The sequence below is a fragment of the Methylobacterium sp. J-059 genome (assembly GCF_022829485.1).
Lineage (GTDB): Bacteria > Pseudomonadota > Alphaproteobacteria > Rhizobiales > Beijerinckiaceae > Methylobacterium.
Genome location: NZ_JAKSYA010000102.1, coordinates 17,205 through 30,710, shown reverse-complemented (window position 1 = coordinate 30,710; position 13,506 = coordinate 17,205). Strand labels below are relative to the sequence as shown.

Annotated in this window: 15 protein-coding genes and 1 pseudogene; 7 read left to right on the top strand and 9 right to left on the bottom strand. The window is 66.3% G+C overall.

Annotated elements, in window-relative coordinates:
- The 3 genes from MKK55_RS12380 (at position 1) to MKK55_RS12370 (ending at position 1,739) form a co-directional block, all read left to right on the top strand.
- Positions 1 to 387, top strand: a complete 387-nt coding sequence (locus MKK55_RS12380; protein ID WP_243934967.1) for a hypothetical protein — start codon at positions 1 to 3, stop codon at positions 385 to 387.
- A gap of 182 nt (positions 388 to 569) precedes the next feature.
- Positions 570 to 992, top strand: coding sequence for a hypothetical protein (locus MKK55_RS12375; protein ID WP_147843604.1), 423 nt, complete (start codon positions 570 to 572; stop codon positions 990 to 992).
- A gap of 24 nt (positions 993 to 1,016) precedes the next feature.
- Positions 1,017 to 1,739, top strand: a complete 723-nt coding sequence (locus MKK55_RS12370; protein ID WP_243934966.1) for a glutathione S-transferase family protein — start codon at positions 1,017 to 1,019, stop codon at positions 1,737 to 1,739.
- Between the two features lie 52 nt (positions 1,740 to 1,791).
- On the opposite strand, the gene MKK55_RS12365 is transcribed toward MKK55_RS12370, so the two are convergent.
- The 7 genes and pseudogenes from MKK55_RS12365 to MKK55_RS12335 form a co-directional block, all read right to left on the bottom strand.
- Positions 1,792 to 2,124 (bottom strand): DNA-binding protein, encoded by a 333-nt coding sequence (locus MKK55_RS12365; RefSeq protein ID WP_243934965.1) that lies wholly within the window; start codon positions 2,122 to 2,124, stop codon positions 1,792 to 1,794.
- Positions 2,124 to 2,450 carry a type II toxin-antitoxin system RelE/ParE family toxin gene (locus tag MKK55_RS12360; protein WP_243934964.1) on the bottom strand — a complete coding sequence of 109 codons (327 nt, stop codon included), beginning with the start codon at positions 2,448 to 2,450 and terminating at the stop codon, positions 2,124 to 2,126. Before MKK55_RS12360 ends, MKK55_RS12365 begins: the two co-directional genes overlap by 1 nt.
- Before the next feature lie 65 nt (positions 2,451 to 2,515).
- A pseudogene (locus MKK55_RS12355) lies at positions 2,516 to 3,484 on the bottom strand (YifB family Mg chelatase-like AAA ATPase); the annotation flags it as partial.
- 107 nt (positions 3,485 to 3,591) lie between these two features.
- Complete coding sequence (locus MKK55_RS12350; protein WP_243934963.1) at positions 3,592 to 4,392, bottom strand: hypothetical protein; 801 nt, start codon at positions 4,390 to 4,392, stop codon at positions 3,592 to 3,594.
- Between the two features lie 564 nt (positions 4,393 to 4,956).
- Positions 4,957 to 5,871: a plasmid partitioning protein RepB C-terminal domain-containing protein gene (locus MKK55_RS12345; protein ID WP_243934961.1), complete on the bottom strand. Its 915-nt coding sequence runs from the start codon at positions 5,869 to 5,871 to the stop codon at positions 4,957 to 4,959.
- The gene (locus tag MKK55_RS12340; RefSeq protein ID WP_243934959.1) at positions 5,868 to 6,737 is read right to left on the bottom strand and encodes a plasmid partitioning protein RepB C-terminal domain-containing protein; all 870 of its coding nucleotides are present in this window, start codon (positions 6,735 to 6,737) and stop codon (positions 5,868 to 5,870) included. Before MKK55_RS12340 ends, MKK55_RS12345 begins: the two co-directional genes overlap by 4 nt.
- 26 nt (positions 6,738 to 6,763) lie before the next feature.
- Positions 6,764 to 8,326: a recombinase family protein gene (locus MKK55_RS12335; RefSeq protein WP_279596147.1), complete on the bottom strand. Its 1,563-nt coding sequence runs from the start codon at positions 8,324 to 8,326 to the stop codon at positions 6,764 to 6,766.
- Positions 8,327 to 8,408: 82 nt separating this feature from the next.
- Here MKK55_RS12335 and MKK55_RS12330 point away from each other — a divergent pair, with 82 nt between their 5' ends.
- Positions 8,409 to 8,777: a hypothetical protein gene (locus MKK55_RS12330; protein WP_243934955.1), complete on the top strand. Its 369-nt coding sequence runs from the start codon at positions 8,409 to 8,411 to the stop codon at positions 8,775 to 8,777.
- A gap of 838 nt (positions 8,778 to 9,615) precedes the next feature.
- On the opposite strand, the gene MKK55_RS12325 is transcribed toward MKK55_RS12330, so the two are convergent.
- Complete coding sequence (locus MKK55_RS12325) at positions 9,616 to 10,545, bottom strand: LysR family transcriptional regulator (protein WP_243934993.1); 930 nt, start codon at positions 10,543 to 10,545, stop codon at positions 9,616 to 9,618.
- Positions 10,546 to 10,654: 109 nt separating this feature from the next.
- Here MKK55_RS12325 and MKK55_RS12320 point away from each other — a divergent pair, with 109 nt between their 5' ends.
- Genes MKK55_RS12320 through MKK55_RS12310 form a run of 3 tightly spaced genes read left to right on the top strand, consistent with a single transcriptional unit; the run spans position 10,655 to position 12,482 of the window.
- The gene (locus tag MKK55_RS12320; protein WP_243934954.1) at positions 10,655 to 11,413 is read left to right on the top strand and encodes a 3-oxoacyl-ACP reductase family protein; all 759 of its coding nucleotides are present in this window, start codon (positions 10,655 to 10,657) and stop codon (positions 11,411 to 11,413) included.
- A 32-nt stretch (positions 11,414 to 11,445) separates the two neighbouring features.
- Positions 11,446 to 12,048: an NADPH-dependent F420 reductase gene (locus tag MKK55_RS12315; RefSeq protein ID WP_243934953.1), complete on the top strand. Its 603-nt coding sequence runs from the start codon at positions 11,446 to 11,448 to the stop codon at positions 12,046 to 12,048.
- Positions 12,049 to 12,080: 32 nt separating this feature from the next.
- Positions 12,081 to 12,482 (top strand): nuclear transport factor 2 family protein, encoded by a 402-nt coding sequence (locus tag MKK55_RS12310; protein ID WP_243934952.1) that lies wholly within the window; start codon positions 12,081 to 12,083, stop codon positions 12,480 to 12,482.
- A gap of 186 nt (positions 12,483 to 12,668) precedes the next feature.
- On the opposite strand, the gene MKK55_RS12305 is transcribed toward MKK55_RS12310, so the two are convergent.
- Positions 12,669 to 13,424, bottom strand: a complete 756-nt coding sequence (locus MKK55_RS12305; RefSeq protein WP_243934951.1) for an SDR family NAD(P)-dependent oxidoreductase — start codon at positions 13,422 to 13,424, stop codon at positions 12,669 to 12,671.
- Between the last annotated feature and the right edge of the window lie 82 nt (positions 13,425 to 13,506).

The window sequence follows — 13,506 nt, the reverse complement described above, 5'->3', positions numbered from 1 at the left end:
ATGAAAGCACTGACGCTGGCCTCCGCCTTCCTCATCCTCGCAGCCTCCGGCCTCAGCCCCGCCGACGCGGCCCGGAAGAAGGTCCAGATCCCCGATCGCTACGACGGCAACTGGAGCATCGAGGTCATCACCGAATCCGGCATCTGCGACCGGGCCTATCGCTACGGCGTGCGGATCCAGCGCGGCGAGGCCAGCTATCCCGGCGGCGATTTCGCGATCAGCGGCCGGGTCGCGACCAACGGGTCGGTGCGCGCGACGATCTCAAACGGGGCGGCGACCGCCAACGTCGTCGGGCGCCTCGGCCGCCAGGGGACCGGCGCCGGCACCTGGTCGACCCAGGGCGGCCCCGAATGCAGCGGCCGCTGGAACGCCGAGCGCCGCGGCTAGGACGCTCCCAGGCGAAACCGGCGGTCGAAGCGGCGGTGGCGGGGGCGCCGCTGTGACGCGGAAGCGACGATGGCGCAGGATCGCGCCCGGCGCGTGCGCTGCGGCGCGGACGGCCCTGTTCCCGACAAAATCCCTGGGGAATACTCGCCTCGATCGATCACTCGTTCGAGGCTTCCCGCGCCATGAAGACCCCGCTGCTCGGTGCGCTCGCATTCCTCCTCGCCCTCGCGCCGGCCACGGCGCGCGAGCGTTCGAAGCCCGAGGCGGACAAGGTGCTGGCGCCGCTGCAGCAGGCCGCGACCGATTGCTTCGCCGAGACGGTGATGGCCAACCCGGGCGCGATGAACCACGCCCGCGCCGGTCGCTGGTTCCAGGCCGCCGGCGTGATCGGCTTTCTCTGCCGTCCCGAGGTCGACGCGATGATCGCGGCGCATGATCGCCTCTACGGCGGCGGCACCGGCGCCAAGTTCTTCAAGGGCGCCTACGCCCGCCATCTCGACCAGCAGCTCGCGCTCCGCCTCCAGCCGATGCTGGAGCGCAAGACCGTCGCCAGCGCCGAGCCGCCGGCCGACAAGGCCGCCGCCGACGAGGCCCCGGGCGAGTGACGCCGCGCGCGTGACGGCGCGGCGATGCCCTACGAGCTCTATTACTGGCCGATGCTGCAGGGGCGCGGCGAGTTCGTGCGCCTCGCCCTGGAAGAGGCCGGCGCGGCCTACGTCGACGTCGCCCGCGAGGCGGAGACCGACGGTCTCGGCCTGCCGGCGCTGACGCGGATCCTGGAGGATCTCGACGAGCCGCGCCCGGCCTTCGCACCGCCCTTCCTGCGCGACGGCGACGTGGTCGTCGGGCAGACGGCGGCGATCCTGCTCTATCTCGGCCCGCGGCTCGGGTTGGTCGGCGCGGCCGAGGACGAGTGGATCTGGACGCACCAGATCCAGCTCACCATCGCCGACATGGTGGCCGAGGCGCACGACACCCACCACCCGATCGCGGCCGGCCTCGCCTACGAGGACCAGACGACCGAAGCCGCGCGCCGCGCCGCGCATTTCCGCGCCGACCGCATCCCCGAGTTCTTGGCGTGGTTCGAGCACGTGCTCACCCGCAACGACGGCACCCACCTCGTCGGCGATCGCCTGAGCTACGCCGACCTGTCGCTGTTCCAGCTGATCGACGGGCTGCGCTACGCCTTCCCGAAGGCGATGGCGGCGCGGCTCCCCGACCATCCGCGCGTGGCCGCGCTGCACGCGACGGTCGCGGTGCGCCCGCGGATCGCGGCCTACCTCGCGAGCCCGCGCCGGATCCCGTTCAACGAGCAGGGCATCTTCCGCCGCTACGCCGCGCTCGACGGATGACGCCGGAGCGGCGGCCCTGAGCGATCTCGGGGCGCCAACGCGAAGGCTGCGATCAGCTGGACGCGGTCGACCGCCCCGCCGTCACCGTGAGACGCAGGCCGGCTTCCTTCTGAACGGTGCCGAGGATCGAGAACAAGTTGCTGGCCGTCGGGTTTCCGTCGGCGCTGAGCATCCGCATCAAGCTCTTCGTCGAGGAGCCGGTTTCGGCGGCAAGGCGGTCGAACCCGATGGTCGCGTGGATGTAGTCGCGCAACACCGTCTTGCCGACGTCGAGCTCGCCGGCAAGGAAGCTCTCGACCGCCTCCGTCAGCAGGGCCTCCCGAAAGGCCGGATCGCGCGCGGCACGCGCCTTCACGGTGTCCTTGAAACTGCGCGTGAGCGGCATCAGTGTCCTTGCGCCTTGCGGTGCTTGTAGGCGACCCAATTCTCGATCGCCCGATCGATGTCGGCTTGCTGACGGCGCTTCGTGCCGCCGCAGAGCAGAATGATCAATGTTTCGCCGTCTCTGCCGAAATACAATCGGTAGCCCGGACCGAAATCGAGCCGGTATTCCTGCACCCCCGAGCCGACGGATTTGACATGGGAAAGTTTGCCCTTCTCGATCCGTGCCAGCGCGATCGTCACCTTGGCCGCAGCGAACGGATCGAGCCTGTCGAACCAGTCGGCGAACGGCGATCGATGGGAATCGTCGATGAATTCGAGGATCTTCACTCAGGATAGTACCATATAGGGCACCATACAAGGCGACATCGTTCCGCTCGTCAGCGTTGCCCATCTCACGAGGCCGCCTTCTCCCCCCGCCCGCGATACGACAGCGCTTCGGCGAGGTGGAGGCGGCGAACCGTCGGCTCGCCGTCGAGGTCGGCGAGCGTGCGGGCGACGCGCAGCGTCCGGTGGAAGCCGCGGGCGGTCAGCCGCATGCTCTCGGCGGCGGTGCGGATCAGCGCGGCGCCGTCGGCATCCGGGGCGGCGACCCGCTCGATCAGGCTGGCCGGGCAGGTCGCATTGGTGGTGCCCGCGGCCAAGCCCGCGGCGTCGTAGCGCGCGGTCTGGCGGTCGCGCGCTGCCGCGACCCGCGAGGCGGCCTCGCGCGAGCCCTCGGCCGGCGGCGGCAGGATCAGGTCGGCTGCGGTCACCGCCGCGACCTCGATGCGCAGGTCGATCCGGTCGAGCAACGGCCCGGAGATGCGGGCGCCGTACTGCGCCATGCAACGTTCGTTCGGGCCACGTCGGCAGGCATAGCCCGGCTCCAGCGCCTGCCCGCACCGGCACGGGTTCATCGCGGCGACCAGCTGGAAGCGGGCCGGGTAGGTGATGCGGTGATTGGCCCGCGCGATCATGATCTCGCCGGTCTCCATCGGCTGGCGCAGCGAATCGAGGACCTGCGGCGTGAACTCGGGAAGCTCGTCGAGGAACAGCACGCCGCCATGGGCCAGGGAGGCCTCGCCCGGCCGCGCGTTGATCCCGCCGCCGACGAGCGCCGCCATCGAGGCCGAATGGTGCAGCTGCCGGAACGGGCGCCGATCCGACAGCCGCCCCTCCTTCAGCTCCCCGGCCACCGACTGCATCATCGAGACCGCGAGCAGCTCGCGCGGCGTCAGCGGCGGCAGGATCGAGGGCAGGCGCGCGGCGAGCATCGACTTGCCCGCCCCGGGCGGCCCGTTAAACAACATGTTGTAGCCCATTACACCAGCGACCGACGTAGGTCGGGAGCCGCCAGTTCGTTCGATGATCGACATGGGCGGAATGCGGTTTGGCTGCTCCCAGTCGAAAAATGTCCCCCTAGCAGGCTATCGTGTCAGCCGCTGAGCATCGGGCGGCTTTGTCGATCGGGATCTGTGAAGCCTCGATTTCAGACGGCCCGAGGTGTCCGGGGCTGCAGGAGAAGTAGCCCCACAGACCAAATCAACGAGACCAGGAAGCCTCCGGAGAGAGCTGCCGCGGCGCCGTACGGTCGGACAAGCAAGTGCAGCGTGAGTAGCGTCAGCCCGAACCCAAACACGCCCTGGATCGTGATCCCCGCCAATCGTGCCATCGCAGCTCCTCCGACGCGGCGATGCAGGATCACGAACGTACTCGTGAGGGTGACCGGGTAGGCGGCGACGACACCGGTGAGCGACGGCCCCAGCGCCGCGCTGAGGGCCAGGACGGCAGAGACAAACAGGGCGACGGCGACCGCCCGGACCAACAAGTCACGAGGGTGCGGCCTAGCGACGGCAGCGCTGGGTGCAAGGGTTCCCAGTCGGGCGGGCCGGACGAGGAGCAACCCGGAACCGTAGACGGTGACGTTCAGCAGGAACGCCCCTCCCGGTGTCCAGGAGACCACGGATATGGCCATGGCTGCGGCGATCCAGGCCAGCGCCGCCGGACCGAGAGCTGACATAAGTGCTCGATCCCGGGCGCGTTTGGCGTAGACGATCAGGAACAGGCCCGTGGCGGCATTCGCCGCAAACCCGTTGAGGGCCGCCGCCGAGACGAAGGCGGCGTCGTGTTCGATGACCATGAACACGTAGACCGGCCCGGCCGTGACCGGCAGGCTGATGATCAACGCGCCCCAGACCGGTCCGAGCACCTCGGCCAGCACGGATGCGAGCACCACAACGGTCCCCGCGGTCAGCGCCCGAACGAGCGCCGCGACCCAGATGGCATCCAATATCGACCTCTAATGACCCGGTTGAGGGTGCCACCGTTGGGCCTGCTTATCCCGCTCTGCGCTTCGAGGAATACCACCAGGATGCTTCCCGAAGCGGGAAATCGGATCAGGCCAGGGGCAACGAGCCCCTGCCTTGTAACTCTTGTCCGTTCGGCCAGCCGACCGCCAATCGGCATCGAAGCGCGTCACGTGCAGAGCCGAACTCACCATACCGACGATCAACGGCGGAATTCGGGACTATCCGACGGCGATTCGACCGGACGAGTTGGATCTATAGTAGTATGTCAGCTTTTATTCGTTTAAAGATTGGAAATTCAGAGAATTGTCCGCTTTGAATACTATGCAACCGCTTGCTAAATGCGCTTTCCCGCCAGGGAAATCGCTCTTCTCTGCTTGCATATATATAGGGAAGGGCTGCTAAGTTATCGTTTTTTACTACAAGATCCATAGCCTACGCTGCGATATGGACTATTGTGTCATTTAAGCAGCGGCGGCAGCCGGGAGCCAAACGACCCTGCGGTTCGACGAGGTCGCGGGGGATTTATGTTCCGAACAAGGCTGCGTTCAGGCCGCCGCCTCGATCGTCAGAGGCGCCTTGATATCGGCAATGGCCTGGAACTCGTCGAGGAACTCCGGCCGGTTCTGAACGAGGTATCGAACGACGCGCCCGTTGCCGAGTAGCTTAGACAGGTAGCCCCGCACCACCGTTAGTTCCAGGTTGTCACGGCCGTAGGTCTCCTCGATCGACGTGACCGCTTCCTGCAGCTTGGCGAGCTCGCGATCCATCCGAGCCAGCGTCTCGGGCGTCACGCCCTTGACGGTTTTGCGCGTCCCACCGTCCACCAGACCGGATTGCGGGGTCATGGCCAGGATCGCGTTGGCGTAGTTCACCGTGTAGTTGTTCGCACCGACCATTAGTTCGGCGGTTTCGATCTGACGTATAGGCCTCATCTTCTGCATCGTTTCGAAAACTGCAATGGGGCACTGCTTGTCCCGCAGGAGCGACACGGCCTCGTCGCAGATGCCGTCCAGCATGCGCACCCTTCGACGGACGCTTTCGGGTCGGACGCAAAGCGCCGCCGCGATCTTGTCGGCGGACACCCCGCGTTCCATGGCACGCACGATCATCGCCCGCTCCTGCACCACGGATAGGCGATTGATGCGCCGGTTATAGGTCAATGCCTCGTCATCCGTGGAGACGAGGCATTCCACCTCCGTTCGCTCAAGGTCTTTCAGAACCTCCACCCGCAGGTGTCCGTCGAGGAGCAGGAAGAAGCCAGGCATCCTCCTGTCGCGAGCGACGACGGGAGACTCAACGAGACCGATTTCGCGGACGGACGCGGCGATCTGGGTATACTTCTGACTGATTTTCACCGTGGGGCGCAGGGCCTTCACCGGCAGTAGCGAGGCGAGGCTCACGTTCACGAGGTCCGGCTCGAACGCAAGGGAGAATGGGCGGGTTGGAACCGGAGCGATCATGACGCCCTCGCTGTCAGGCGTTGATGAAGGTCGAGCGGCATGGTCGCAAGCCCCTCGGCGCGAAGCAGGTTCACGAAATTCTCGTCCGATCTGAGGACCCGCAACGCCTCGACCGTGAACAGGAGGCGGGTCTGTGTGACCTCGGCCTTCTTCACCAGAAGCCGTTTCTTGTCCGCCTCCTGATGATACATCCGCATCAAGGCCTCAGTGGACATCGGGCGCCTCACTCCGTCCTTTCGGCCGTAGGCGCTCTTGGACAGCCCGCGCCCGCTCCGACGCCGCGCTTCGAGGAGACGGCGTGCCTTGGCCAGCTTGCCTCCCGACAGCTTGCGCTCGGAGTAGGCCTGCGCGAGCAGAGCCTGCTCCCCCTCGTCGTCGGAGCGAGCTATCTCCAAGGCGACGCTGACGGGAAGGATTCCCGTCTCGACCGCCGCGATAAGTCGTTCCTCGCCACGCTCGATCAATCCGACGATCATGTTCACCCACTGCTGAGTGCACCCAATCTTCTTCGCGATCTGTCCCTCGTCGTATCCGCGTTCCTTGAGGCCAGTGATGTCGTGCAGGAGGTCGACGGGTCGATGGTGGCGACGGGCGCAGTTCTCGACGATACTCATCACAAGGCAGTCGCGCTCATCGGCCTCGATCACGATGGCGGCCACCTCGGTTTGACCCAACCGAACGCAGGCTTCGAGCCGCCCCTGCCCGCAGACGAGGCCATAGAACGGCATGCCATCCTGATCCGGTAGGACCGTCGCAGTCACCGGCCGTTTCAATCCGACTAGAGAGATGCTCTCTACGAGCTCCTCGAACCTGCGGCGGTCGCGCATCCTCGGGTTCAGGACGGTGACCCGGTCGATCGGGATCATCCGGACGCATCGGTTCGTCTGAATTGTCATGCCGCATCCTCGAAGGGCGCCCGAGCGCAGAGCGCGAAGAACGTGTCCAGGGTCTCGAAGCGGTAGGCGTCGAGCGAGAGGCCGTTGCGTTCGGCGAGGCGAAGCCGGGGGTTGGTCATGTCCACGCCGGGAAGTAGGTAGTGGTCGAGCACCGTCGCGTTGCCGGCATCCATTCGAATCGCGACCGTGATGTCGGGCGCCAGCACGGTGTCCAGACGGATGCGCCAGCGCAGGGAGCCAGCCGACGTTTCCCGGCATCGTGCAATCACGACCGAGGCCGTGAACTCGCCGTTGACCGTCAGAAGGTCGCTGACAGGATCCCGTTCCGCGGATCCGCCTACACGTCGAATACCCTCCATCACCATGGCGACCGTCTCCGGATGCATCCGGCGCAGCGTCCGGTTGACCTCGACGTACCGATAGTCGTGCTCCGGCTCGTAGCCGATAAGGGTGTAGGCCCGCAGCAGGCTGCCGAACCTCCGCCGGTACACGCTGCTCGACGGCAACTCCGCGCGCTCGTCGATGGCCAGGCCCGAAAGCGCCCCCTGGGCCTGCAGGAGGCCTCGTAGTAGGTCGAGCAACTGGGCGTCATCGTACCGACGGCTGCGTGCCTGGACGATGGCACGCGCACGCTCGAACCAAATCTCATCCACCAGCGGCTGGAAGGCGTGCTTCGCCCGAACCCACATCCCGGGGGCGTTCGCGACGCGGCGTTGCTTCAGCTTGAAGGATCGCCGGTTGAAGACGTTGTTGCCGACGTACTTTTCGTTGGTCAGGACCTGGTGCACCGTGCCCCGCGTCCAGGGATGCCCAAGGTCGGTCCGGACGCCCTCGTGGTTGAGTGTGGCCGCGATCTCGGCCTCGCCGCGACCGTCCTCCACGAACATGCGATACATCCGACGGACGGTACGGACCTCCTCGTCGGACCCGGGCACGAGGATCACGCGGTCGGTCTGGAAGCTCTTTCGCTGACCGATGACGAGTTCCCCCTTCGGAACGCCCGCCTCGTCCACCAGCAGCCGTCGTAAACCGAAGCCTGCCATGCCGCCCTGGCGGAACCCCCTCTCGACAAGTCGGCACTGGCCCGCGAACACCTTCACCGAAAGCTCGCGGCTGTGCTCCCGCGCCATAACGCGCTTAACCGCCTTGAGGAGGACCGAGCTCGTCGTGCCGTCGTTGTCGAACTGCTCTGCGCAATAGTGGACCTGGATGCCGGCGCGCGAGCACAGGAACTCGTAGTGGGCGCTCTCATCCGCGTCCTGGAACCTGCCCCAGCGACTGATGTCGTAGGCGAGGATCGCCTGGAAGTCGGCAGAGCCCGAGGCGACGTCGGCCATCAGGCGCGTGAGACCCTCGCGTCCGCCTAGCGTGAGGCCGCTGCGCCCGGCATCCTCGTAGACCCTGACGATCTCAAAGCCCCGTACTTCCGCGTACCTTCGGATCTCGGCAAGCTGGTTCTCGATGGAGAACTGCTGGGGGTCGGTCGACATCCGGACATAGGCGACGGCTCGGGTCGATCCCCGGGACCCTGTATTCCCTGCCACTTCCTCTCGATCCATTCCGCCACGCCCCGCAAGGGTTCGGGCTCGGCCCCGCATCGGGTTCGTTACCCAGATGCAACAAGAGCGCGTGGAGGCTGGAATGTCTTTTCCGAAGAAGGGCAATTCTTTTCATGGCGGTACGGACCAAAACCTCTCACCCGACCATGCGGACACGTTCGCAGAGATGGTCTCTGCGGTACTGCGCCGCTCGGTGGGCGGCCGCCCCTCGGCGGTTAAGCTCGTGGCGCGGTGGACCGGTGCGCGCGAGCGAACGGTCAAGAATTGGTTCGCTGGTTCATGCGCACCGAAGGGGGACCACTTCCGCGACCTTGTGCGGCACTGCCCCGAGATGCTGGATGCGTTCTTGGTGTCCGTTGACCGGCAAGACCACCTCGCCCTCGCCAAAGTTATTCAGGTTGAGGCCGCGCTGCTGGACGCCCTAGCCGCCATCGCAAGGCTCAAACAGTAGGCAAACCGTTCGGTCGTTGGGAGATCAGGATGGCAGCTGATGCATGCTGGCCAGCAGCAAGCCTATTTAGCAAAGCTTTACTGTGCAGTAAGTTGCGCGAATGGGTTTCGTTTTAGCGCTACCGATCCTTGCCATTGCGATCGGATCCTTGAAGGCATGCAGGATCAAGTTTCCTAGGTGCGCCAGCGCCCACTACGCCTACGTGATCGGGTAGGCCAGCAGGAGCAGTACGTTGGTCATATCCGCCCCCCCGCCGAACACGTGAAGCTCATCACTGACTTGGCCGGCAAATCGACAAGCTCTTACGACGTTCCTTACCCGGCTGCATGAGTTGCGCGACGCATCCGCCGCAGATTTTAGAAATGTCAGCACGAACGGTATCGTCAGGCGGCGATGAGCCTATTACATGGTGCGCGTTGCAAAGTATTCTATCCCAGGAAGATTCCCGCACCGGACCTCGAAGCGGTGGGGTTCACGAAAATCCACCTTCTGGCCCAGTAGAACAAGAAGGGGAAGGTCTTCAAGGAAGACCAAGACTATGCACTCGTAGATTTTGATGCCCAGCATACACCCGAAGAGCATGGACGCCTGTCTATGACCGCTTGCGAGGACCCTGACGCGGGCTTTACGGCTGAGGCGGGCTGATTCTAGAAGGTCGGTTTATGGACAATCTTGTATAAACGCGAACGACGCCGCCACGCCTGCGGCGTGATCCAATTCTGAATCAAAGCCTAAGCTCTCACGTGTCCGGGCCGGGCCCGCGGGAGACAAAAAACGGGCGACCATCAAGTCAACATGTTGTGGCCCATTAAGCGGCCCGTCGTAAGTGTCGTTCGAATCATCCTAGGCTGCCGGCAAACCGCTCGGCCAGACGCCCCGCCTTGAAGGCCTCGCCCACCCAATCGACGAAGGCTCGCGTCTTCGCAGGCAGGTGGGCGCGCGAGGCGAAGTAGAGTGAGATCGCACCGGCATCGGCGTACCATCGCGGCAACAGGCGCACGAGGTCGCCCCGATCCAGGTCGGTCCGCACGTCGGGCACCGCGACGAGCGCGACGCCCAGGCCCAACAGCGCCGCCTCGCGCATCGCGCTGGGATCGTTGACGACGACGCTTTCCCGCTGCCCGGCCACCATCTCGCTGCCGGCGACGTCGCGCATGGTCCAGTGCCGGATGCGGCCGGTCTGTAGCGACCGCATGACGATGCCGTCGCAGGCTTGGAGCCCTGCTGGATCGGCGGGCGGCACCCGACCTCGCATGTATGCCGGAGACGCCACAGCAATGATGTGGGCAGGTGCCAAGGTGCGGGCCACGATGCCGGGGGACAGCGCGAAGCCGCCACCGATGGCGGCGTCGTACCCTTCGGCAACGAGATCGACCTGGCGGTTCTCGAAGTGCCATTCCGGCCGGACGCGCGGATGGCGGGCCAGGAAGCCCGGCAGGAGCGGCAGGACGTGGCTCATCCCGAAAGTTGGCGGCAGGCTGACCTTGAGCGTGCCGACTGGTTCGCCGCCGTCCGCGGAGACGCCGGCAATCGCGGCTTGCAGCCCATCCAAGTTCCCCGCGACCGCCTGGCGGAAGCCCTCCCCAGCCTCGGTCAAGGTCAGCTTGCGCGTCGAGCGGTGGAACAGCCGCACGCCAAGGTTGCGCTCCAGCATGGCGACGTTTCGGCTGACCGCGGCCGGCGTCAGCGACAGCCGCCGGGCGGCCTCGGAGAAGCTGCCGCACTCGGCGCTGCGCACGAAGGCTTCGAGGTTGGCCAAAGTCTCCATGCCACCTCCTTCAACGATCCGTTGAAAGCATAACAAGCCATTTGCTGCTAAAACAGGAGGAGTTCCCGATCCATCCTCATCCTCATCGAACATGCGATGGAGCGATGACATGACCCAGGTATCCCACCCCCTCGCCGGCAAGGTAGCCCTCGTGACCGGCGGATCGCGCGGCATCGGGGCGGCCATCGTCCGCCGCCTCGCCCGCGACGGCGCCAACGTCGCCTTCAGCTACGCCGCCTCTCGCGAGCGGGCCGAGGACATGGTCCGGGAGGTCGAGGCGCTCGGCCGGCGGGCGGTCGCCATCAGGGCAGACCAAGCCGACGCCGGCGAGGTCGAGGCACTGGTGCAGAAGGCCCACGCCGAGTTCGGTCGCCTCGACATCCTGGTCAACTCCGCAGGGGTGTTCGTCACCGGCATGGTCGACGACGCAAAGGCCGACCGCGCCGCGTTCGACCGGCAGCTCGACGTAAACGTCAAGGGCGTCGCTGCGGCGGTGCGCGCCGCGGTACCGCTGATGACGGATGGCGGGCGCATCGTGTCCATCGGCACCACCGGCGCGGTCCACGTTCCGTTCGCCGGCGCCGCCGACTACGTCGCCACCAAGGCGGCGGTGGCGGCCTACACCCGCGGCTGGGCCCGCGACCTCGGCCCCCGCAACATCACAGTCAACGTGGTCCAGCCCGGTGCAATCAACACCGACATGAACCCGCAGGACGGACCATTCGCCGAGAGCCTGAAGAACCTCGCCGCGCTCGGCCGCTACGGCCAGCCGGAGGACATCGCGGCGGCGGTCGCGTTTCTGGCCGGGCCGGACGCCGGGTACGTCACCGGCGCCACGCTGAACGTCGACGGCGGTCAGTCCGCCTGATCCCTCGACCTCTTACCAAAGGAGACAGAGCCATGACTTCCATCGGCATCATCGGCGCCGGACAGATCGGCCGCGCCATCGCGACGGTGCTCGCCCGCCACGCCATTCCCGCAACGCTCGCGAACAGCCGCGGGCCCGACAGCCTCGCCGAGACCGTCGCTGCGCTCGGGCCGAGCATCACGGCAGGCACCCGCGAGGAGGCAGCTACGAAGGACATCGTCTTCGTCGCGGTGAACTGGTCGAAGCTGGAAGCCGCCCTGGCGGGCCTGCCGGAGTACGGCGGGCGCATCGTCGTGGACGCCAACAACCCCATCGAGGGGCCGCTGTTCAAACCGGTCGACCTCGGAGGCCGCTCGTCGTCCGAGGTTTTCTCCGGCTGGGTGCCAGGTGCGCGGGTAGTCAAGGCGTTCAACCACTTGCAGCCGCAGTTGGTCGCCGGCGACCCAGCCAGCGATGGCGGACGGCGCGTGCTGTTCTACTCAGGCAACGACGCCGAGGCGAAGGCGCAGGTGGGCACGCTCATCGAACGGCTTGGCTTCTTCGGCATCGACCTTGGTCCGCTCGCACTCGGCAGCCGCCTCGTCCAGTTCCCCGGCGGCCCGCTGCCGGCACTGAACCTCGTGAAGTTCAACTGACCCCACAGCTCGACCACTCATGGAGGCATTCCGTGACCGACACCAACCAAGCCAGCCAAGGACCGGCGGAGCCCGATTACGACGGGCTGCTGCGTGCCAACCTGGAGAGCGTCTTCAACGAGCGTGATGCCGACAGGCGCGCGGCTGCGCTGAACGAACTCTTCGTGGCTGAGCCGCTCATGTACGAGCCGACCAACGTCGTTCAGGGGCGCGCAGCCATTTCCGCGGTCGCCGGCAACTTGCTGGACCAGTTCGGTCCGACGTTCCGGTTCATCCCGATAGGACGTGCAGTCGGCCATCACGGCCTGGGTTCGCTGCGGTGGGAAGCTGGTCCGGAGGGAGGATCAGTCGTGGTAACCGGGATGGACGTCGCAGAAGTCGTCGGCGGCAGGATCGCGCGGCTCTGGGTGCTCCTCAACCCACCTGCGGCCTGAGCCTGCGATGGGGGTTGCCGCATAGTCATCAAGTACGAGACCGTTGACGACGCGCAGTCCATCCGTGGCGCCCGACACGGCAGATGTCAGGTTCTCGGCACCCCTTGCCACGACCGGCCAACGGATGCTCATCAACCCTTCCCGGCCGGCGGTCCTCGCCGGCCGGGAAGCAGTCGGCTTACATCATCATACCTGCGCCTGACCGCCGTCGACGAACAACTCGGCGCCGTTGACGAAGGTCGCCTCGTCGGAGGCCAGGAACAGGACCGCATTGGCGACCTCCGTCGGCTCGCCGACGCGTCCGAGTGGGATGCGCGTCCCCAAGTAATCGAGCAGGCCCTGCTGCTTCTCGGCATCGTCGCCGGCGAGGCCGACGAGGCCCGGAGTGCGCGTCGCGCCGGGGCTGACCACGTTGACGCGGATGCGGCGGTCCTTCAGGTCGAGGATCCAGGTGCGGGCGAAGTTGCGGATGGCCGCTTTGCTGGCCGAATACACGCTGAAGGCCGGCGTCCCCTCGGTGCCGGCGGTCGAGCCGGTCAGCACCACAGCCCCGCCGTCCTTCAGGAGCGGCAGCGCCTTCTGGACGGTGAAGAGCGTGCCCTTCACGTTGGTGTCGAAGGTCGTATCGAAGTGCTCCTCGGTGACGGCGCCGAGCGGCGCGAACTCGCCCCCACCGGCGTTGGCGAAGACGACGTCGATCTGCGCGTGCTTCTGCTGGACCATGTCGTAGAGGCGGTCGATGTCGGCGAGGTTCGCCATGTCGCCGCGCACGCCGGTGACCCGCCCGCCGATTTCCTTAACCGCCGCGTCGAGCGCGTCCTGGCGACGGCCGGTGACGAACACCGAGGCGCCCTCCCGTGAGAAGGCCTGGGCGGTGGCGAGCCCGATGCCGCTGGTGCCCCCGGTCACCACCACCACCTTGTTCTGGAACCTGCCGGTCATCGTCGTTCTCCTCGGTTCGGCTGCGTGTCAGCCACTGGCGAGATAGATGCGCTCAGAACGATGATGCGGACAGACCGCAAAT